This is a genomic window from Streptomyces argenteolus (assembly GCF_042902585.1).
Taxonomy (GTDB): Bacteria; Actinomycetota; Actinomycetes; order Streptomycetales; family Streptomycetaceae; genus Streptomyces; species Streptomyces argenteolus.
Genome location: NZ_JBIBEG010000008.1, coordinates 220,546 through 241,270, shown reverse-complemented (window position 1 = coordinate 241,270; position 20,725 = coordinate 220,546). Strand labels below are relative to the sequence as shown.

At 71.2% G+C, this 20,725-nt stretch carries 16 protein-coding genes; 10 read left to right on the top strand and 6 right to left on the bottom strand.

The window, feature by feature from the left end; genetic code table 11:
* Positions 1–237: 237 nt before the first annotated feature.
* Positions 238–1,857 (top strand): MFS transporter, encoded by a 1,620-nt coding sequence (locus ACFY8O_RS26595; RefSeq protein ID WP_387906487.1) that lies wholly within the window; start codon positions 238–240, stop codon positions 1,855–1,857.
* A 21-nt stretch (positions 1,858–1,878) separates the two neighbouring features.
* Here ACFY8O_RS26595 and ACFY8O_RS26590 read toward each other — a convergent pair whose 3' ends face one another.
* Entirely contained in the window at positions 1,879–2,493 is a 615-nt protein-coding gene (locus tag ACFY8O_RS26590) for a helix-turn-helix domain-containing protein (protein WP_145809023.1), read from the bottom strand.
* A gap of 333 nt (positions 2,494–2,826) precedes the next feature.
* Between ACFY8O_RS26590 and ACFY8O_RS26585 the strand changes: the two genes are divergently transcribed.
* Positions 2,827–4,269: an NCS2 family permease gene (locus tag ACFY8O_RS26585; protein ID WP_145809025.1), complete on the top strand. Its 1,443-nt coding sequence runs from the start codon at positions 2,827–2,829 to the stop codon at positions 4,267–4,269.
* Positions 4,270–4,554: 285 nt separating this feature from the next.
* Here ACFY8O_RS26585 and ACFY8O_RS26580 read toward each other — a convergent pair whose 3' ends face one another.
* The 3 genes from ACFY8O_RS26580 to ACFY8O_RS26570 all read right to left on the bottom strand — a co-directional run bounded on the left by ACFY8O_RS26580 (position 4,555) and on the right by ACFY8O_RS26570 (position 9,176).
* A complete protein-coding gene (locus tag ACFY8O_RS26580) occupies positions 4,555–5,451 on the bottom strand; it encodes a cellulose-binding protein (protein WP_387906484.1) in 897 nt (298 codons plus the stop codon).
* 189 nt (positions 5,452–5,640) lie between these two features.
* Positions 5,641–8,193, bottom strand: a complete 2,553-nt coding sequence (locus tag ACFY8O_RS26575) for an SUKH-4 family immunity protein (RefSeq protein WP_387906685.1) — start codon at positions 8,191–8,193, stop codon at positions 5,641–5,643.
* A 5-nt stretch (positions 8,194–8,198) separates the two neighbouring features.
* Positions 8,199–9,176: an SMI1/KNR4 family protein gene (locus ACFY8O_RS26570; RefSeq protein WP_387906481.1), complete on the bottom strand. Its 978-nt coding sequence runs from the start codon at positions 9,174–9,176 to the stop codon at positions 8,199–8,201.
* A gap of 238 nt (positions 9,177–9,414) precedes the next feature.
* Here ACFY8O_RS26570 and ACFY8O_RS26565 point away from each other — a divergent pair, with 238 nt between their 5' ends.
* The gene (locus tag ACFY8O_RS26565; RefSeq protein WP_145809026.1) at positions 9,415–9,936 is read left to right on the top strand and encodes a YwqJ-related putative deaminase; all 522 of its coding nucleotides are present in this window, start codon (positions 9,415–9,417) and stop codon (positions 9,934–9,936) included.
* Positions 9,937–9,946: 10 nt separating this feature from the next.
* On the top strand, positions 9,947–10,465 hold the full coding sequence (locus ACFY8O_RS26560) for an SUKH-3 domain-containing protein (protein ID WP_145809027.1): 519 nt from the start codon (positions 9,947–9,949) through the stop codon (positions 10,463–10,465).
* 58 nt (positions 10,466–10,523) lie between these two features.
* Here the strand turns inward: ACFY8O_RS26560 and ACFY8O_RS26555 are convergent, their stop codons facing one another.
* Positions 10,524–11,843 (bottom strand): sensor histidine kinase, encoded by a 1,320-nt coding sequence (locus ACFY8O_RS26555; RefSeq protein WP_145809029.1) that lies wholly within the window; start codon positions 11,841–11,843, stop codon positions 10,524–10,526.
* Positions 11,844–11,998: 155 nt separating this feature from the next.
* Here ACFY8O_RS26555 and ACFY8O_RS26550 point away from each other — a divergent pair, with 155 nt between their 5' ends.
* The 6 genes from ACFY8O_RS26550 (at position 11,999) to ACFY8O_RS26525 (ending at position 17,668) form a co-directional block, all read left to right on the top strand.
* On the top strand, positions 11,999–12,883 hold the full coding sequence (locus ACFY8O_RS26550; protein WP_387906476.1) for a hypothetical protein: 885 nt from the start codon (positions 11,999–12,001) through the stop codon (positions 12,881–12,883).
* Between the two features lie 182 nt (positions 12,884–13,065).
* The gene (gene glmU, locus ACFY8O_RS26545; protein ID WP_387906473.1) at positions 13,066–14,514 is read left to right on the top strand and encodes a bifunctional UDP-N-acetylglucosamine diphosphorylase/glucosamine-1-phosphate N-acetyltransferase GlmU; all 1,449 of its coding nucleotides are present in this window, start codon (positions 13,066–13,068) and stop codon (positions 14,512–14,514) included.
* A gap of 119 nt (positions 14,515–14,633) precedes the next feature.
* Positions 14,634–15,611 (top strand): ribose-phosphate diphosphokinase, encoded by a 978-nt coding sequence (locus tag ACFY8O_RS26540; protein WP_145809032.1) that lies wholly within the window; start codon positions 14,634–14,636, stop codon positions 15,609–15,611.
* Between the two features lie 218 nt (positions 15,612–15,829).
* Positions 15,830–16,417: a 50S ribosomal protein L25/general stress protein Ctc gene (locus ACFY8O_RS26535; RefSeq protein WP_145809033.1), complete on the top strand. Its 588-nt coding sequence runs from the start codon at positions 15,830–15,832 to the stop codon at positions 16,415–16,417.
* A 111-nt stretch (positions 16,418–16,528) separates the two neighbouring features.
* Entirely contained in the window at positions 16,529–17,122 is a 594-nt protein-coding gene (gene pth / locus ACFY8O_RS26530) for an aminoacyl-tRNA hydrolase (RefSeq protein WP_145809035.1), read from the top strand.
* Positions 17,123–17,197: 75 nt separating this feature from the next.
* Positions 17,198–17,668, top strand: a complete 471-nt coding sequence (locus tag ACFY8O_RS26525) for a hypothetical protein (RefSeq protein WP_145809036.1) — start codon at positions 17,198–17,200, stop codon at positions 17,666–17,668.
* Between the two features lie 27 nt (positions 17,669–17,695).
* Here ACFY8O_RS26525 and ppc read toward each other — a convergent pair whose 3' ends face one another.
* The gene (gene ppc / locus ACFY8O_RS26520; protein WP_145809038.1) at positions 17,696–20,425 is read right to left on the bottom strand and encodes a phosphoenolpyruvate carboxylase; all 2,730 of its coding nucleotides are present in this window, start codon (positions 20,423–20,425) and stop codon (positions 17,696–17,698) included.
* Positions 20,426–20,725 lie beyond the last annotated feature (300 nt).

The window sequence follows — 20,725 nt, the reverse complement described above, 5'->3', positions numbered from 1 at the left end:
AGGGGGGTTTTCCCCACCCCGCCCCCTGCGGCCGGCTGCATCCGCCGTACAGGAACACCGTAGGGAACGGGGCCTTCGCCCCTCGTCCTCCGCCGGGAGGAACCACCCCCGGCCTGAAGTACGGAGCTCCCCCTAGGGGTTCGGGCACCTCGTACGGAAGGGGAGTAAGGGTCTCAGCCCTCGACCTCCGTCTCCCGTACGGCCGCGTGCGGTGAGACAGTGTCCTCCGGGAAATAGATGCATAGGGAAGGAAACCCTGTGGGCGGCACGGACGGCGTCGGAGGTACGGAGAGCCAGGAGGCGCTGCCCGGGGAGGCCACCCCCGGGCCGGCGGCAGCGGAAAGGGCGCGTGGCCGCCGCCCCGTCGCCGCGGCCCTCATGCTCGGCATGGGCCTCGCCGCCATCGACGGGACCATCGTCGCCACGGCCGTGCCCCAGATCGTCGGCGACCTGGGCGGCTTCGCGGTCTTCTCCTGGCTGTTCTCCGGCTATCTGCTCGCCGTGACCGTCACCCTGCCGGTGTACGGGAAGCTCTCCGACACCTTCGGCCGCAAGCCCGTCCTGGTCGCGGGCATCATCCTCTTCCTGGCCGGTTCGGTCCTGTGCGCCGCCGCCTGGAACATGGCCGCCCTCATCTCCTTCCGCGTCGTGCAGGGCCTGGGCGGCGGCGCGCTCCAGGGGACGGTGCAGACCATCGCGGCCGACCTCTACCCGCTCCGGGAGCGGCCGAAGATCCAGGCCAGACTGTCCACCGTCTGGGCCACTTCGGCCGTGGCGGGCCCGGCCGTCGGCGGCCTGCTCGCCGCCTACGCCGACTGGCGCTGGATCTTCCTGATCAACGTGCCGGTCGGCGCCCTCGCGCTCTGGCTGGTGGCCCGTCACCTCCACGAACCGGCCCGGCCACGCCCCGAGGTCCGCCCGCGGATCGACTGGGCGGGCGCCCTCGCGGTCTTCGCCACGGGAGCACTGCTGCTCACCGCACTCGTCCAGGGCGGCGTCGCCTGGCCGTGGCTCTCCGCCCCCTCGCTCGGACTGCTGGGGGCGAGTGCCGCGCTGGCCGTGCTGACCGTCGTGATCGAGCGGCGCGCCGCCGAACCCGTCATCCCCGGCTGGGTCTGGCGGCGCCGCACCATCGCCTCGGTCAACCTCGCCCTCGGCGCGATGGGGCTGCTCATGGTCGCGCCGACCGTCTTCCTGCCCACCTACGCCCAGTCGGTCCTCGGGCTCGGCCCGATCGCCGCCGGTTTCGTGCTGTCGGTGATGACCCTGAGCTGGCCGGTCTCCGCGGCCCTCGCGGACCGGGTCTACAACCGGATCGGCTTCCGCCGCACCGCGATGACCGGCATGTGCGGCGCCCTGCTGGTCCTGCTCTGCTTCCCGCTCCTGCCCTACCCCGGCGCCGCCTGGCAACCCGCCCTGCTCATGCTGCTGCTCGGCGCGACGCTCGGCCTCTTCCAGCTCCCGCTGATCGTCGGGGTCCAGTCGACGGTCGGCTGGACCGAGCGGGGCACGACGACGGCGTCCGTACTGTTCTGCCGCCAGGTCGGCCAGAGCCTGGGTGCCGCCCTCTTCGGTGCGGTGGCCAACGCCTCCCTCGCCTCCCGGCTGGCGGACGCCCCGGTGGACGGGCTCCCCGGTGACCTCGACGGCATGTCCCACGCCCTGGAGGAACCCGGAGCCCTGACGGCCGAGGCGACCGACTACCTGCGCCGTGCCGTCGACACCGCCACCGACCACGTCTTCACCGGCGCGGCGGTGGCGGCCGGACTGGCCCTGCTGGTCGTGACGTTCGTCGCCCCGCGTCGCTTCCCGGTGCTGGCCGAGCACGAGGAGGCCACCGCGGCCTCCGAGCGGTGAGCCGCCCGCTCCCGGCCGGGGCTACTCGGGAATCCGGGCCCAGAAGTGGTCGACGATCTCTTCGAGGTAGCGCCGCCCGTCCTCACCGGAGGCGGTGGTGCCACCGGCCCGGCTGAGCGTGGCCGCCATCAGCGCCTGGTATTCGTGGTACATGCCGTCCAGCGGCTTGTGCAGTTCCTTGCGCTCCATGGAGATGAGCTTGGCGATGGCGCGGACGTGCGCCTGCCACCGGGTGGTGACGGCCTCGGTGAGCAGCCGGGCGAGCTCGTCCTCCAGCCCGGTGACGGCGACGAAGTCACGCGGGGGAAGCCTGAGCACACCGCCGAGCTTCGCGGACTGACGGCTGTCCCCGGACCAGCGGCCGGCCTCCTCCATACGGAGGTACTCGTGCAGGGTCAGGCCCGTGCCCCGGGCGACGTCCTCGGGCGCGATCCCCTGGGCGATGCGGTGCTCGCGCAAGGTCCGCGGGCGCCCCATGAGTTCGCGGGGATGACACCACAACGCCCCTGCGAGAGCGGCGAGTTCACTCGGATCGGGGAGCGCCGCGCCGCGCTCCCAGGCTTCGACGTGCTCGGGGGAGACATGGGACATCCCGAAGGAGGCCCGCATGCCGTAGGCGACGTGACCGTGTGCCATCCCGAGCTTTTCACGCAGGGCTCGGGCAGCACGCGCATTGAAGGGGAGTGGAGGGTGCACGCACAGAACGTAAGGGGAGCGTGACGGAAAAATCCATGGCCGCTGTCGCCTGCATGACGGTTTGGAGTGATAGATCACCGCCGATTCCGTAGGAAGCGACAGAAGTGTCTGAACAGCAACTTCCTGCAAACACAGGTGACTTGTGGGCGGACGCGATGCGCATATGATCCGCTCGCAAGGCACCGCATGTGTGTTCGCACAACTGCCTGCCGCCCCCGGGGCAGTGGCGGTTCCCTGTATCCCCTTTCGATCGCAGGCCCAGGAGACACCGTCATGCACACCAGCACCAGCCCGGTTGACATACCACCGAACAGATCAGGTAGTGGTCTCGACCGGTTCTTCCGCATCACCGAACGCGGCTCGACGTACGCCCGGGAAGTCCGCGGTGGATTCGCCACCTTCTTCACCATGGCGTACATCCTCGTGCTCAACCCCATCATCCTCGGTGGCGCGGAGGACAAGTTCGGCGAGCAGCTGGACCCCGTCCAGCTGGTCACCGCCACCGCCCTCGTGGCCGCGGTGATGACCCTGATCATGGGCGTCGGCGGTAACCTCCCGCTCGCCCTGGCCGCCGGACTGGGCATCAACGCCGTCGTCGCCTATCAGGTGGCCCCCCTGATGGCCTGGGACGACGCGATGGGCCTCATCGTCCTCGAAGGCCTGCTGATCTGCGTCCTGGTGATGACAGGTCTGCGCGAAGCGATCATGACCGCCATCCCGCAGGCGCTGAAACAGGCCATCAGCGTCGGCATCGGCCTGTTCATCGCCTTCATCGGCTTCGTGGACGCCGGGTTCGTCACCCGCATCCCGGACGCGGCGAACACCACCGTGCCCGTTCAGCTCGGCACCGGCGCCCTCACCGGGTGGCCCATGTTCGTGTTCTGCCTCGGCGTGATCCTGACGGTCGTCCTCCTCGCCCGCAAGGTCAAGGGCGCCATCCTCATCAGCATCGTCCTGATGACCGTGCTCTCGATCATCGTCAACCAGCTCGCCACGGTCACGTCCTGGGGCCTGACCGCGCCCACCCTGCCCGACAAGCCCGTCGCCGCCCCCGACTTCGGGCTGCTCGGCCAGTTCGACCTGTTCGGCTCCTTCGGCCAGATCAGCGTCCTGACCGTCGTCCTGCTGATCTTCACCCTCATCCTGTCGGACTTCTTCGACACGATGGGCACCGTCGTCGGCGTCACCGCCGAAGCCGGGCTGCTCGACGAACGGGGACAGGTGCCGGGTCTGGGCCGCGTCCTGCTCATCGACGGCGCGGCAGCCGTCGCCGGCGGCGCCGCCTCCGCCTCGTCCGCCACCACCTACATCGAGTCCGCGGCGGGTGTCGGCGAGGGCGCGCGCACCGGCTTCGCCAACCTCGTCACCGGCGGCCTGTTCGCGCTGGCCCTCTTCTTCACCCCGATCCTGACCATCGTGCCGATGCAGGCCGCCTCCCCCGCTCTCGTCGCGGTCGGCTTCCTGATGATGACGCAGGTCAAGCACATCGACTGGGACCGCTACGAACTCGCCGTCCCGGCCTTCCTCACCATCGTCGTCATGCCGTTCACCTACTCCATCACCAACGGCATCGGCGCCGGGTTCATCGCCTACGTCGTCATCAAGGCGTGCCTGGGCAAGGCGCGCGAGGTCCACTGGCTGCTCTGGGGCACCGCGGTGCTCTTCCTCGTCTACTTCGCCATCGACCCGCTGGAACAGGTCCTCGGCCTGAAGTGACGCGGGCACCCGCCACGAGGCGGGCCCCCGGGGGTGCGCGCCACGCGCCGCCCCGGGGGCCCGCCTCCGCGGGCGTCCTCCGGCAGGAGCCCCACACCACCCGGACCCGCTCCGGCAGGAGAGCACCGCCGAGCCGTTCGCATCCGCGCGAACCCTCCGGCCGACCGGCCGGCACGCACCGCCGAGCCGTACCGCACCCCGGGCGGGGAACACCGGCCCCGCGACCCCTCCGGCGACTCCCCCACCGGTCGCCCGCGCAGGCCGGCCGGCCTGTCGGCGCCCGTACTACTCCGCCGGCCCCACGGCCGCCCGCCCCGTGAGCGCCGCCAGCGAATTGCGTACGTGCGCCATGTGCGCCTGCACCTCCTCGCGGCCCTCCTCGTGCTCCCGCAGAATCCTCTCCGTCTCCCGCACGACCCGCTCCTCCGCCATCCTGGCTCCGGCCAGCAGCTCCGCCGCGCGCGCCTCCGCGTCCTCCTGACCGTGCCGCGCCGCCTCCTCGGCCTCCGCCAGCCGGCGCCGCGCCTGCGCGAGCACCGCCTCACCCCGCGACGTCAGTTCCGCCTCGCGCTCCGAAGCGGCGGCCTCCGCCGCGGCGAACTCCGCCTCCGCGGCCTTGCTCCGCTCGGCGTGCTCCTGCTCCTGATGCGCCAGCACACCCGCCGTACGGCGACGCGTCTCCGCCATCTCCGCCTCAGCCGCCCCACGCGCCTCGGCCGCCTCCTCACGCGCTTGGTCCACCAGCGCGCCGGCCGCAGCCCGCGCCTCGGCCAGCGACTCCTCCGCGCGGGCCTCCGCAGCCGCCCGTACCGCCCCCGCGTCCGCACGCGCCGCCTCGCGGAGCTCCCGGCCCGCCGCGTCCGCCGCGTCCCGCAGCGCCTGGCCCTCCTCCTGCGCCGTACTCCGCACCGACTCCGCCTCGGCCTGGGCCAGCGCCAGGATCTGCTGCGCCCGCTCCCCCAGCGACTGATACGTCTGCGGCGCGAGAGAGGCCACCACCTCACCCAGCCGCGCGGACTCCGCGGCCAGCTCATCGGCCAGGTCCGTCAGCCGCGCCAGCCGCTCCAGGGCCTCGTCCCGCCCGGCGGACAGCTCGGCCACCACCCGGTCCACCTGCTCAGGGCGGTACCCACGCCCCCGTACACCGACGAAACCGTGCCCGGACACCGGTCCACCACTCATCCCTGAAGCCCTCTTTCCCGCTCTCCGACACCCCGACCCTGACGCATTACGTCAAGGATGCGGTAATTGGCACGGAAGTCGGAATCGATCAGCAGCATTCAGGACCGAAGCGTTCCGCGTCACACGGCTCCACACGAAAGGCGCCCGCCCCCACAGGGGACGGACGCCTCTCGCACACAACCGGCCGGATCAGAGCAACCCGTCCCACATCTGTTCCAGCAGGACCGACCACCAGCTCTCCGGAGACGCCAGCGCCGCCGGATCGATCGCCACCAGCTGCGCCTGGAAATCGACCGTCCAGCGACCCGCCTGCTCGGGATTCAGCCCGAACCGCAGCCGCCACATCCGGCCCAGCAACGCCATGGACCGCACGAACTCGGGCAGCCCCGTGTTCACGAACTGCGGGGGCACCGGCTGACCGCCCGGACCCGCCTCCACCGGCACGGCGACGATGTTCGCCGTCCCGTACTGCACACAGATCGCCCGGCCGAAGTCCGAACCCATCACCAGGTACGAACCCGCGTCCGACGCCGCCTGCACCTGCCGCTGCGCCGCGAGCTCCGCCAGCGTCGGCACGACCGGATGCCCCGGCTGCGCCCAGAAGAACGGCCCGAAATCAGCGGGCAGCCCCGCCCAGACCAGCGTCCGCGCCACGACCTCCGGCACGCCCTGACGGGACACCGCCCGCTGGTCGAACCGCAGCACACCCGGCCCGAACGCCCCGTGCAGCTCCTCGGCCAGCGCCTCCGGAGGCACCGGCATCGCAGGCGGCATCTGCGGCAACGGCGCACGCACCGGAGCCGGCCGCGCCGGACCGTCCGCCACCTGGTGCAGCTCACCCTGGTGCGTCAGCAGATGCTGCATCCCCTGCTGTCGGCTCGCGTGATCGGTGCCGTACGGAGCCACGCTCGTGATCCGGACCTGCGGCCAGGTCTCCCGGATCATCCGCGCACAGTAACCACCGGGCAGCTCACACGACTCCAGCTCCGTGTGCAGCTCGATGACCTGCTGCGGCGGCACGTTCATCGCCCGCAGCTCGTGCAGCATCTGCCACTCGGGGTGCGGCGTGCCCGGCGCCGAACGCCGGATCAGCTGCTGCTCGCTGCCGTCGGCCGCACGGAAACGCAGCACGGCCTGATACCCAGGACCGACCGTCGGCTGCCCCGTCGGCTGCTGCGGATACCCGTACGCACCGGGAGGCGGCGGAGTGTGCGGCCCGGGCATGCCAGGAGGACCGGGCGGACCGGACGGCGTCACGCCGGCCGGGCCCACCTGCCCAGGACCCGCGAGCATCGTGGCCGCGTGGTGCACCCCACCGGCCGGCGGCGGCGTGGCACCCGGAGGCGGTCCGGGAGGACCGGGCGGACCCGGAGGACCCGGAGGAGGGGTGGAGCCGGGCGGAGGCGGCGTCGCACCCGGCGCACCCGGCGGTCCGGGAGGACCGGGCGGACCCGGCGGGCGCGGCGCGTTCGGACCGCCGATGCTCGCGTCGGCGAACATCGTGGCCGCCTGATGCATCCCGCCACCCGGAGGCGGCGTCGACCCGGGAGGTCCCGGCGGGCCAGGAGGGGCGGGCGGCTGCGGCGCACCCGGAGGCGGCGTCGCACCCCCCGGAGCCGGCGCGCCCGGAGGGCCCAGCTGGGAGACGAGCTGCGTCGGTACGTAGCCACCGGCCGGAGCACCGGGCGCACCCGGCCCCGAGGGCGGCGGCGCCACTCCCGGCGCACCCGGCACACCGGGCGGCGGCGGAGGCGTCGGCCCCGTCCCCCGGGCACCCCGCGGCGGCACGGCGGCCTTGCTCGTCGCCGCGTCCGCGATGTCGCCCCCGGCCGGGCGGGGCCCCGCCGGCGGTGCCGGAACGGGCGGACCGGCGGGGCCACGGGGCCCGGGCGGCGGCGCGTTCGGATCCAGACCGGGCACCAGCGCCGTCGGCGGCAGCTGGCTCCCGCCCGACATCAGCGCCGTGGGAGCCTCCGCCGAGACCACCGGCGGCGGGGCCCCGTCGTCGTCCGACCCCGAAAGCGGCGGAGCGAAGACCGTCGCCGGGAGCGGCACGCTCCCCTCGTCCTCGTCCGCGTTCGTGTCCGTACCCGCCCAGGGAGTCCCCCCGGCCGGCACCCCGTCCGACGCCGTCGGCTCATGATCCTGCTGCCCAGCGGCGACCGGCCAGTCGTCCGCACGGGCCGGAGCGGCGGCCGGCCAGTCGTCCGCACCGGCAGGCGCGGCGGCAGGCGTGGCGGCAGGCCAGTCGTCCGCAACGGCAGGCGCGGGGACGGAAGGAGCGGGGGCAGCCGGGGACGGAGCAGAAGCAGCGGGGGCAGCAGCCCCCCCGCCGGAGGACGGCTCGTCCGACGCCGCGCGACGGTCCGGAATGCCCAGCTTGTCCGCCGCCTCCTGAAGCCACTCGGGCGGACTCAGCAGGAACGACGTCTGGTTCAGATCGATGCGCTGCGGCGGCTCCGGAGCGGGCTCCGCACCCGCGGGCGCCCCGTACTCCTCCTCGTACCGCCGGATCACCTCGCCCACCGGCAGCCCCGGCCACAACGTGGCCTCACCGCTGTCCCGGGCGATCACCAGCCGCTGGCGCCCACCGTCCGAGACCGGGCCCTCGGCACGGTCCTCGGCCCAGACCACGAAACCGAGCTCGAACTCCCGGACCCTGACCTCACGGTGCTGATACGCGGGCACACCACCGTTGACCCACTCATCCGCACGCTCCTGCGCCTGCGCGAACGTCACCACCGCGCTCACCCCTCCACCGGGACGGCCCGCGCGAAGCCACCGTCCACCATCAGGTTCGCCACCGTCTCCAGCTCCGGCGGATTGCCCGCCAGACGCTGGAGGAAAGCATCGAAGTCCTCACCACACGGCAGCAGAAGCCGGTCCACCCGCTCCTGCACACCCCAGCCGTCCTGATCCCGCGCGTCGTCGTACGCGCAGAACCACACCGACCCCACGTCCGCACCCCGCACCTTCACCGCCAGGATCCCGCCCTGGACGAAAGCCACACCCAGGAAATCCTTCGTGAAGTGATCACGCAGACACTTGTTCACATACACCAGGTCATTCATCGCCGCTTCCTCACGCACCGTGAAGAACGGCTGGTCCACCAGCAGACCCAGCTCGGCGTCCAGCGCGGCACCCACGGGAGCGGAACCGCCCGCGGCCTTCAGGAACGACCGGTACGCACCGGGAAGCCGGTAACCGAGATCCTCCTCGACCCCCAGGATCTGCTCCTCGCCCACCGCCACGGCACCCTTCGGCAGCCGGAAGTGAGCGGGACGCGTCTCCTGAAGCGGACGCGTACCCCGGCGGTGCTGATCCACCGGAGTCGTCGCCAGCCCGCCGTGATGACGCAGCAGCGCCTTCACCTCGACCGGCACCAGCTCCATCCGCCGGCCACCCGCCACGTGATGCCACGTCCAGCCGTGCGGGGTCGCCACCGCGGGAATCGTGTCCCACAGCTCATGACCGCTCGCCGCCAGCGCCGCGTTCGCCGACACGTAGTCCGTCAGCCGCAGCTCGTCGATCCCGAACCCCGGAGGCGGATCCGCGATCTCCGCGGCGGCACGCGCATACGGCGAAAGCACCGGATGGCCGTTGCCGTCCACGTGCACACCCCTGGGGTGGCGGGACGCCCGGACAGGATCCGGGAAATGCACGACCTGCCCGGCATAGGCCGCGTTCGGTGGCGCGGCTTGCTGCCCGAGCCGACCTGTCGTCATGGCGGTAGCCCCCTGCTGCGTCTGGTGTTCCGCACAGCCTATGCGGTGGCGCAACACGGCCCCCCGCCCCCGCACCCCCGCTCACCGACCGTCACCGCCGGGTGACGGACACGCGACAACAGGGGCGCCCGGCCGCGACACGCGATCACGTTTCACCCACCCAGCTTCCCGACCACCCTGCATATTTGGCAGGCTGTCCCCCGCAACTCGGGGGATTGCAGGGAGGGACACCAGCGCCATGCACACAGCACAAACAGTCACATCCGGAGATCCGCGACTCAGTTGGAGCACCACCGAGCCCAGCCGCCCACCCCAGCTCCACCACCGCCGCGACGGCATCCTGCCCGCCGTGGCCGCAGCCTTGTCCGTACGCGGAGAGACACTCACCTGCACCGCGGGCAAGGGCGACCAGCCACCCGTCCTCCACCCCCTCGTGCAGGACTTCCTCGACACCCTCACCAGCAACCAGCGCGAACGCTTCACCGGACGCTGCCCCGAGGCCATACTCCTGTCCCGCCAGCTCACCGCGGCCGACGCGAGCCGCTCCAAGCGCGCGCAGCGCAAGCCCCTCACCAACGGCGAGGCCCGCCGCGCCCTCAAGCACGCCCGCCTCACCGCCCGCCGCATCCGCGAGGACGGCGACCCCCTGCACGGCAGCTACGCGCCCCCCTGCCGCTCCTGCACGGAGATGCTCGCCCACTTCGGCGTACGCCCCGTCGACCTCACCACCGGTACGGCGACCACAGCCGAGAAGGGCTGAGCACAGCACCATGCACGGACGACCCGACGTACCCGCCCAGCAGAGCCGCACCTCCACCACCCGTTTCCCCGTCGCCGTCGACGCCGCGCTCCGCGACGCCGGATGGCAGCCCGGACGCTGGGACATCCGCCAGGCGGAGGAATGGGCCGACGCCCTCCGCTCCCACGCCTCCCCGGCCGGCCACCAGCACGCCGTCTTCCCCGCGGCGGTCGAGGCCTGGGCCGAGTTCGGCGGGCTCCGCATCACCTCGACCGCACCCGGCCGGCAGATCGCCACCGCCACCGTGCGCATCGACCCGCTCAGCGGACTCCACCTGGCACGCACCCTCGGCGACCTCGGCCGCGCCCTCGAGACCGAGGTCGCCCCCCTCGGAGAGGAAGCCGACGGCCAGGCCGTCCTCGCCATCGACAGCGAAGGACGGGTCTACTCCATCGACCACACCGGGGACTGGTACCTCGGCTCCGACATCGACCGCGCCCTCGAAACCCTCATGACCGGCGTCCAGCCCGCCCGCCTCACCTCCGGCTGAGACCCGGCGCGATACCCACCCCCAGGGCCGGGACGACCCGGCCCCCGGCGGAGCAGGCTCAGGCCGCCTCGCCGTCCGGCAGCACCGCCGACACCCGGAAGCCCCCCGCGTCCGTCGGCCCCGACACGAACACACCACCGAGCCCCAGCACCCGCTCCCGCATCCCCACCAGGCCGTTCCCCCCGCTCGGCAGACCGGCGTCCGCCGCGGCACCGTCCGAGGGGCCGTTCTCCACCTGCATCGCCACCTCGGCCCCCCGATGCGCGAGCCGCACCCACGTCTTCGCTCCGGCCGCGTGCTTGTGCACGTTCGTCAACGCCTCCTGCACCACCCGGTACGCCGTCTGCTCCACCTCCGGCGCATACGGACGCAGTTCCCCCTCCACCGACAGCTCCACCGTCATGCCCGCCTCGCGCGACTGCGCGACCAGCGCCTCCACCTCGCACAACCGCGGCCCGTCCTCCACGGCGGCAGCGGCAGCCGCGGCAGCGGCCACCCGCCCCACCGAGGCCAGCGGCACCCGGCCCGCCCGCGGGACCGCCAGGGCGTCCCCGCTCCGCAGCACCCCGAGCATCTCCCGCAGCTCCGTCAGCGCCTGCCGCCCCATGTCCCCCACCAGCGCCGCGTTGCGCACGGCCTTCGCGGGATCCTTCGGGGCCACCGCCTGCAACGCCGCCGCGTGCACCACCATCAGGCTCACCCGGTGCGCCACCACGTCGTGCATCTCCCGCGCGATCCTGGTCCGCTCCTCCGTACGCGCCCACTCGGCCCGCTCCTCCGCCCGGTCCGCGAGCAGCGACAGCTCCCGCTCCAGCGAATCCGCGCGCTCCCGCAGACTCTCCATCAGCCGGCGCCTGGCCCCGATGTAGAGACCGAAGAGCACCGAGGGCGCCGTCAGACCCAGCGACATGAAGAGGGACACCCCCGGGACGTACCAGTCGCCCGGCCCGAACTCCGTGTCACCACTCACGCTCTGCCGCAGCCGCACGTACGACACGATGAAGGTGCCGACGAGCGTCATCCCCGTCAGCACCACCGTGATCCTGCGCGGCACATCCGAGGCGGCCAGCGTGTACAGCCCGACGATCGCCATCAGGAAGCCCATCTCGGCCGGCGTCGTCGCGATCGACACCAGCACCACGGCGATCGGCCAGCGCCTGCGCAGCACCAGCACCGAGCCCGCCAGCAGCCCGAAGAGCACCCCCAGCGGAACCGGCAGCCCCGTGTCCCCGGCGAACGTCACCCCTTCCAGCGCACACTCCAGCGCCGAGACCAGCGCCAGCCCCACGTCCAGGGCGACACTGCGCCGCCGCTCCCACCACCAGTAGCCGCGGGTGGTCGGACCCGCCGCTTCCCGGTCTGCCCCCGTTGCGGTCATGGCATCCAGCCTACGGGCGGACGCACCCCATTTTCCGGAGACTCCGACAGCACAGAAAGTGACCGGTCGTGCCAGGAGCGCAGGCAGATCGCCTGATCCGGGGAACCGCGCACCCTTTCGAGCCGGACGTCCGCTTTCCGGACGAGGCTGTCCCTATGACACATGCCACCGGCAAGTACGCGGACTTCGAGGGGCTGCGGGAGCGGGCGATCGCGCTGCGGCGGGAGGGGCTCAGCGTGCGGCAGATCAGGGACCGGTTGAAGGTCTTCAACAACGACATGCTCCACCGCCTCCTGGAGGGCGAGCCCGCCCCCGAGTGGACGAAGCGACCCAACGCCAAGGACGACCTACGCGCCAAGGCCCGGGAGCTGCGACTCCAGGGGATGACCTACGACCAGATCCAGGTGGAGCTGGGCTGCTCGAAGAGCTCCATCTCGCTGTGGGTGCGGGATCTGCCGAAGCCGGAGCCGCGCTACTCGGAGGATGAGCGGCTCGCCCGCATGAACGCGGGCTTGGCCAGCCTGCGGGCCAACCAGGACGCGGAACGACTGGAGGCGAAACGGATCGCGCGCGAGTCGGTGGGCGAGGTCTCCGACCGGGAGCTGTTCCTGACCGGTGTCGCGCTTTACTGGGCCGAGGGCATGAAGGACAAGCCCTACAGCCGCCGGGAAAGCCTGCTCTTCATCAACAGCGACCCCAATGTGATCAAGGTCTACCTGAGTTGGCTCGACCTGCTCGGCGTCGCACGCGAACGCCTGCACCTCCGCGTCAGCATCCATGAGACGGCGAACGTGGCAGAGGCGGAGGACTTCTGGGCCGACCTGACGGGAGTCCCCCGCACAGACTTCATGCGGGCCACCCTCAAGAAGCACTCCCCGAAGACGACTCGAAAGAACACAGGTGAGGCGTATCGCGGCTGCTTGGTCATCTACGTGACCAAGAGTGCAGAGCTCTATCGTCGCGTAGAGGGTGCTTGGTACGGCATAGTGTTGGGTGCCAAACCGGCAGACCGGCGCAATGTCCGGTTTAGTCGGGATTGATCCCCCATGGTGTAATCAGGCAGCACTGCGAGTTTTGGTCTCGTATGTCCAGGTTCAAATCCTGGTGGGGGAGCCCCAGCCAGCGGGCCCCGACCTCACCGGTCGGGGCCCGCGCTCGTTTCGGGCATATACGCCCCCGGTATCCTGCGGGTGTCCACCACCCGAAGCCGAAGGGCACATCCGTGAGCGCCAACAGCCCGGCAGCCGTCGTCGTCCTCGCAGCGGGTGAGGGCACCCGCATGAAGTCGAAGACCCCCAAGGTCCTGCACGAGATCTCCGGGCGCTCGCTCGTCGGACATGTCGTCGCCGCTTCCCGTGAGCTCGACCCGCAGCACCTCGTCGTGGTCGTCGGCCACGCCAGCGAGCAGGTCACCGCCCACCTCTCCGCCGGGGACACCCCCGTACGCACGGCCTACCAGGCCGAGCAGAACGGCACGGGTCACGCGGTCCGGATGGGACTGGAGGAGCTCGGCGGCACCGTGGACGGCACCGTGATCGTCGTCTGCGGGGACACCCCGCTGCTCTCCGGTGAGACCCTCTCCGCCCTCGCCGCCACCCACGCGGCCGACGCGAACGCCGTCACCGTGCTGACCGCCGAGGTCCCGGACTCGACCGGCTACGGCCGGATCGTCCGGGACGCGGCCACCGGCGCCGTCACCGAGATCGTCGAGCACAAGGACGCCACCGACGCCCAGCGCGCCATCCGGGAGATCAACTCCGGCGTCTTCGCCTTCGACGGCCGGCTGCTGAGCGAGGCGCTCGGCAAGGTCCGTACGGACAACAGTCAGGGCGAGGAGTACCTCACCGACGTGCTGTCGATCCTGCGCGAGGCCGGGCACCGCGTCGGCGCCTCGGTCGCGGGCGACCACCGGGAGATCCTGGGCATCAACAACCGGCTCCAGCTGGCCGAGGCCCGGCGGCTGCTCAACGAGCGGCTGCTGGAGCGGGCGATGCTGGCCGGCGTGACCGTCGTGGACCCGGCGTCCACGCTGATCGACGCGACGGTGACGTACGAGCGTGACGCGGTCGTGCACCCGGGCACCCAGTTGCTCGGCTCCACGCACCTCGCGGAGGACGCCGAGGTCGGCCCGAACTCCCGGCTGAAGGACACCGTCGTCCACGCGGGCGCCCGGGTGGACAACACCGTCTCGGACGGCGCCGAGGTGGGCCCCGGAGCGACGGTGGGCCCCTTCGCCTACCTGCGCCCCGGGACGCGCATGGGCGCGAAGTCCAAGGCGGGCACGTACGTCGAGATGAAGAACGCGACGATCGGCGAGGGCACGAAGGTGCCGCACCTCAGCTATGTCGGTGACGCGACGATCGGCGACCACACCAACATCGGTGCGGCCAGCGTGTTCGTGAACTACGACGGGGTGGCCAAGCACCACACCACGATCGGGTCCCACTGCCGGACCGGGTCCGACAATATGTTTGTGGCGCCTGTCACGGTCGGGGACGGCGTTTACACGGCAGCGGGGTCGGTCATCACCAAGGACGTACCGTCCGGTTCCCTGGCCGTCGCCCGGGGCCAGCAGCGGAATATCGAGGGCTGGGTCGCCCGGAAGCGCCCCGGGAGCGCGGCAGCTCAGGCCGCTCAGGCCGCCGCGCAGGAGACCGACGGCGAAAGCTGACCGGAAACAGGTGCGCCGAAGGCGGCGTACCGTGATAGATGCTCACCCATTTCGGCTGGCTCGTCGCTCATCGGGACACATGCGCGCGGTGCCAGATACACGTCTGAGGAGACTGTGCTGTGACCGGGATCAAGACGACCGGCGAGAAGAAACTGATGCTCTTCTCCGGCCGCGCCCACCCCGAGCTGGCCGAGGAGGTCGCACACCAGTTGGGTGTCGGTCTCGTGCCGACGAAGGCCTTCGATTTCGCCAACGGTGAGATCTACGTCCGCTTCCAGGAATCGGCCCGTGGTGCCGACTGCTTCCTGATCCAGAGCCACACGGCTCCGATCAACAAGTGGATCATGGAGCAGCTGATCATGCTGGACGCGCTCAAGCGCGCGTCGGCGCGGTCGGTGACGGTGATCCTGCCCTTCTACGGTTACGCCCGTCAGGACAAGAAGCACCGTGGCCGTGAGCCGATCTCGGCCCGTCTGGTGGCGGACCTGATGAAGACGGCGGGTGCGGACCGCGTCCTCACCGTCGATCTGCACACGGACCAGATCCAGGGCTTCTTCGACGGCCCGGTGGACCACCTCTTCGCGCTGCCGATCCTCGCGGACTACGTGGGCGCGAAGGTCGACCGGTCGAAGCTGACGGTCGTGTCTCCGGACGCGGGCCGGGTGCGGGTCGCGGACCGCTGGTGCGACCGCCTGGACGCGCCGCTGGCCATCGTGCACAAGCGCCGCGACAAGGACGTGCCGAACCAGGTCAGCGTCCACGAGGTCGTCGGTAACGTCGAGGGCCGGGTGTGCGTCCTGGTCGACGACATGATCGACACGGGTGGCACGATCTGCGCCGCTGCGGACGCCCTGTTCGCGCACGGTGCCGAGGACGTCATAGTGACCGCGACGCACGGCGTGCTGTCGGGTCCGGCGGCGGACCGGCTGAAGAACTCGAAGGTGAGCGAGTTCGTCTTCACGGACACGCTGCCGACGCCGGGTGAGCTGGAGATCGACAAGATCACGGTGCTCTCGATCGCCCCGACGATCGCGCGTGCGGTCCGTGAGGTGTTCGAGGACGGTTCGGTGACGAGCCTGTTCGAGGAGCAGGGATAGTCACGTCCGGGCCCTCGGGCTCCGGGAAGACCGCCTTCGGGTGATCGACTTTGGGTGCGGCCTCCCCGCCGGGTAGACTCAGCGAGTTGCTCGGCGAGGGAGGCCGTTCTCATGCGTGGTCATGGGGATCGGTGGTCCGTTATCGACGCGCTCTTCGTAGCAGGCCTGTCGTGGGCCGGGTGACCATCGGTTTTTCGTCACCTCACGAGGAGTGCAGCATGGCTGAGATCAAGCTCGACGCAACGGTCCGTACGGAGTTCGGCAAGGGCGCTGCCCGTCGTACCCGTCGCGCCAACCTGGTTCCCGGCGTCGTCTACGGCCACGGTGCCGAGCCGGTTCACATCAACCTCCCGGGCCACGAGCTGCTTCTCGCGCTCCGTACCGCCAACGTCCTGATCGGTCTGGAGATCGACGGCAAGGACGCCCTGGTGATCCCGAAGGCCGTGCAGCGCAACGCCATCAAGGGCAACATCGAGCACGTCGACCTGCTGACCGTGAAGCGCGGCGAGAAGGTCAACGTCGAGATCGCGGTGCACGTCGAGGGCGAGCTGGCCCCGGGCGGCAACCTGCTGGAGTACGTGCAGAACACGCTGCTCGTCGAGGCCGAGGCCACGCACATCCCCGAGTCCGTGACCGTCTCGATCGCCGGTCTGGACGCGGGCGACTCGATCCTCGCCAAGGACATCCCGCTCCCCAAGGGTTCGGTGCTGGCCGGCGACGAGGACGCCGTGGTGCTCCAGGTCGTCTCCGCGCAGGCGGAGGAGCCGGCCGCCGAGGGCGCCGAGTCCGAGTCCACCGAGGCCTGAGCCTCGCCCCACCTGCTTGACTGACGGGGTGGCGGTTCCCTTCCGGGGGTTCCGCCGCCCCGTTTCCCTGTATCCACCGGTACGTACGCACTGCGAGGAGACCGAGCTCTGATGTCCGAAGCCACCGACCCCTGGCTGATCGTGGGCCTCGGCAATCCCGGCCCCGACTACGCGGCGAACCGTCACAACGTCGGCTTCATGGTCGCCGATCTGCTGGCGGAGCGGATCGGCGGGAAGTTCAAGCGGGCGCAGAAGGCGCAGGCGCAGGTGCTGGAGGGCCGGATCGGTCCGCCCGGGCCGCTGAGCCGGCGTGTGGTGCTGGCGAAGCCGATGTCGTACATGAATCTGTCGGGGGGCCCGGTGACCGCGCTGCGGGACTTCTACAAGGTGCCCACCGATCATGTCGTGGCGGTGCACGACGAGCTGGACATCGATTTCGGGATGCTGCGGCTGAAGCTGGGCGGCGGTGACAACGGGCACAACGGGCTGAAGTCGATGACGAAGGCGATGGGTCCGGACTATCACCGGGTGCGGTTCGGGATCGGGCGTCCGCCGGGGCGGATGCAGGTCGCCGATTTCGTGCTGAAGGACTTCTCGTCGGCGGAGCGCAAGGAGCTGGCGTATCTGGTGGACCGTGCGGCGGATTCGGTGGAGTCGTTGCTGGCGGAGGGGCTGGAGCGGGCTCAGTCCGCGTACAACTCCTGACATTCCCGCTGCTTCCTGGGTGATTTTCGGCCACAGGTTGACCGACGGCAGGGCTCTGCCCAAGGATCGGCCCCCATGAAGCGGACTTCCTCCCACCGGCTGCTCGCCCACGGCCGTACGTTCGCGGCGGGGTGTGTCGTCCTGTTGCTGCTGGCCGCCGGTGTGTGGTCGTCGTGGGACAGCGCGCACCACATCGTCCTGGCGAAGGGCCGCGAGCACGGGACGATGGTGGTGACGTCGTGCGGTGAGGACGCGTGCACGGGCTCGTTCTCGCCGGAAGCGGATGCGCGGGAGCGGCCGGCCGTGACGATCGAGCGGTCCGTCGCGGTGAAGAAGGGGGAACGTTTCCCCGTCGTGGTGAAGCCCGGGACCGGGCACGTCGTGCGTACCGGGGTCCCGGGCTTTCTGCATGCCTGGGTTCCGCTGGGTGGTGCGCTGGTGCTGGCCGCCCTGGTGATGGGCGGCGGCATGCGGCTGACGCGGACGGCCTGGGGTACGGGGATCGCGGGTGCGGCCCTGCTGACGGCGACGTTCATCGCCCTCTGACGGGTCCGCACCCGCTTCCCGTACGGGTCAGCCGGTGTTGCGCAGGCCCGCGGCGACACCGTTGACGGTGAGCAGCAGGGCCCGGGCGAGCAGCGGGTCGGCTTCCTCGCCGCGCTCGGCCGCCTGGCGCTGGCGGGCGAGCAGGGACACCTGGAGGTAGGAGATCGGGTCCAGGTAGGCGTCGCGGATGGCGAAGGTCTGCTGGAGCACCGGGCTGGTGCCGAGGAGTTCCTTGCTGCCGGTGACCTTGAGGACTTCCTGCACGGTGAGCTCGTGCTCGGCCCGGATGACGTCGAAGACGTGCTTGAGCTCGTCGGGGACGAGCGTGTCGACGTAGTGCTGGGCGATGCGCAGGTCGGTCTTGGCGAGGGTCATCTCGACGTTGGAGAGGAAGTTCTGGAAGAAGTGCCACTGCTCGTGCATCTCTTCCAGGACGGTGTCGAGGCCGGCTTCGCGCAGTGCCTTGAGGCCGGAGCCGACGCCGAACCAGCCGGGGACGATCTGCCGTGACTGGGTCCAGCCGAAGACCCACGGGATGGCGCGCAGGCCGTCGAGCGAGACGCCCGAGCCGGGGCGGCGGGAGGGCCGCGAGCCCAGGTGCAGGTCGGCGAGCTGGTCCACGGGGGTGGAGGCGAGGAAGTAGGCGGGCAGGTCCGGGTCCTCGACGAGCTTGCGGTAGGCGTCGTGGGCGGCGTCGGAGACGGTGTCCATGGCCGCGTCCCAGCGGGCCAGTGCCTCGTCGGACTGGCGGGGCGCGGTGTGGAGCGCGGAGGCCTGGAGGGTGGCCGCGACGGTCAGCTCCAGGTTCTCCCGGGCGAGGGCGGGGATGAGGTACTTGTCGGAGATGACCTCGCCCTGCTCGGTCACCTTGATCTCGCCCTCCAGGGTGCCCCAGGGCTGCGCGAGGATCGCGTCGTGGGAGGGGCCGCCGCCGCGGCCGACGGTGCCGCCGCGGCCGTGGAAGAGGCGCAGGCGTACGCCGTAGCGGTGGGCCACGTCGCGGAGCCGGCGCTGGGCGCGGTGGATCTCCCACTGGGAGGTGGTGATGCCGCCGAACTTGGAGGAGTCGGAGTAACCGAGCATGACCTCCTGGACGTCGCCGCGGAGCGAGACGAGCCGGCGGTAGGAGGGGTCGGCGAGCATCTCGTCGAGGATGACGTCGGCGGCCTTGAGCTCGTCGGTGGTCTCCAGGAGCGGCACGATGCCGATCTTGGCCACGCCGCCGTGGAGGTCGATGAGCCCGGCCTCACGGGCGAGGACGGCGGCGGCGAACACGTCGTCGGCGCCCTGGCACATCGAGATGATGTAGGACTCGATGACCTCGGGGCCGAAGCGCTCGAAGGCCTGGCTGATGGTGTGGAAGACGCCGAGGGTCTTCTCGCCGTCGGCGTCCAGCGGTGCCGGGGTGGGGGCGAGCGGGCGACGGGAGCGGAGTTCCTTGGCGAGGAGCTTCTGCCGGTAGTCGCGGGGCATGTCGGCGTAGCGCCAGGACTCCTCGCCGAGGCGGTCGAAGAGCTGGCCGAGCGCGTGGTGATGGGCGTCGGCGTGTTCGCGGACGTCCATGGTGGCGAGCTGGAGACCGAAGGCGGTGAGCGTGCGGATGGTGCGGTCCATGCGGCCGTCGGCGAAGAGCCCGCCGCGGTGTTCGCGCAGGGAGGTCTGGATGAGGGCCAGGTCGGCGATGAGCTCGGCGGTGCCGAGGTAGTCGCAGCCGGGGCGGTGGGGGGTGCCCTTGGCTAGGCGTTCGCGGGTGTTGACCAGCTTCTGGCGGACGCAGGTGGCCTTGAGGCGGTAGGGCTCCTCGGCGTTCAGCCGCTTGTAGCGAGGGCTGATCTCGGGGAGGCGCTCCAGGTCGGTCTGGAGCGAGGTGAGGAGCTCGTCGGTGGCTCCGGTGTAGCGGATGGAGTTGGAGAGCAGTCCGCGCAGCTGGTCGACGAGTTCGAGGGCGTCGGTGATGCCGTGCTCGTGCTGGAGGATGAGCACGTCCCAGGTGACGGTGGGGGTGACGTTGGGGTTGCCGTCGCGGTCGCCGCCGATCCAGGTGCCGAAGGTGAGCGGGCGGGTGCCGGCGGGCAGTTCGACGCCGACGCGCTCCAGCTCCGCGGCCAGGTCCTCCAGGACGTCGCCCACGGCGTTGGCGTGGAGTTCGTCGAGGTAGTAGATGGCGTTGCGGGCCTCGTCGGCGGGCTCCGGGCGGACGACGCGCAGTTCGTCGGTCTGCCAGATGAGGTCGATGTTCTCGGCCAGCCGGATGTCCTGCCGGCGGCGGTCGGCCTCGATGACGGGCGTTTCGAGGAGCTCGGCGATCCGGCGGAGCTTGTTGAGCACCGAGCGGCGTGCTGCTTCGGTGGGGTGTGCGGTGAAGACGGGCCGGACGTTGAGGTTCTTGACCGTCTCGCGCAGGTGCTCGGGGTCGGCGTCCTTGAGGCGGTCCGCGGTGCGGGCGAGGAGCCCGCCTTCGGCCGACCGGCGGTCGCGCATCTCGTGGGCGCGGTGGACCTGCTCGGTGACGTTGGCGAGGTGGAAGTAGGTGGAGAAGGCGCGCACGAGCTGTGCGGCGGTCTCCAGGTCCGTGTCGCCGAGGAGCTGTGCTGCTGCCTCGCCGTCGGTGCGGGTCAGGGCGCGGACGCGCTCGACGAGGTCGAGGAGGTCCTGGCCCTCCTGTCGTACGAGGGTCTCGCCCAGCAGGTCGCCGAGGCGGCGGATGTCGGCCCGCAGTTCGGTGCTGGCGGCAGGGGTCTGGTCGGCACTGCTCACAGTGTGCGGCTCCTTGCAGTGGTTGAGCACGTCTGTCAGGGGGGCCGGGGCGCTCGCGGTGCTGACGGGGGCACCCCGGATATGCAGAGTGCGGACCGCGCTGTCCGACGCACCCAGGATAGGTGTCCTGGGGGCGGGCGTGCTCGTTGCCCTTGGGGGTGGTCCGTGGCGATGCCGTGGGCCGGTTCCCCCAAGGGTTGTGACGGCGGCGCTCTCGTGTCGCGGGGTGCCTCGCTGCCATACTTACGTTGCCGTAGGTTACGGAAGCGTAGCCCGCTCATTCCGTCATATTTCCTCACC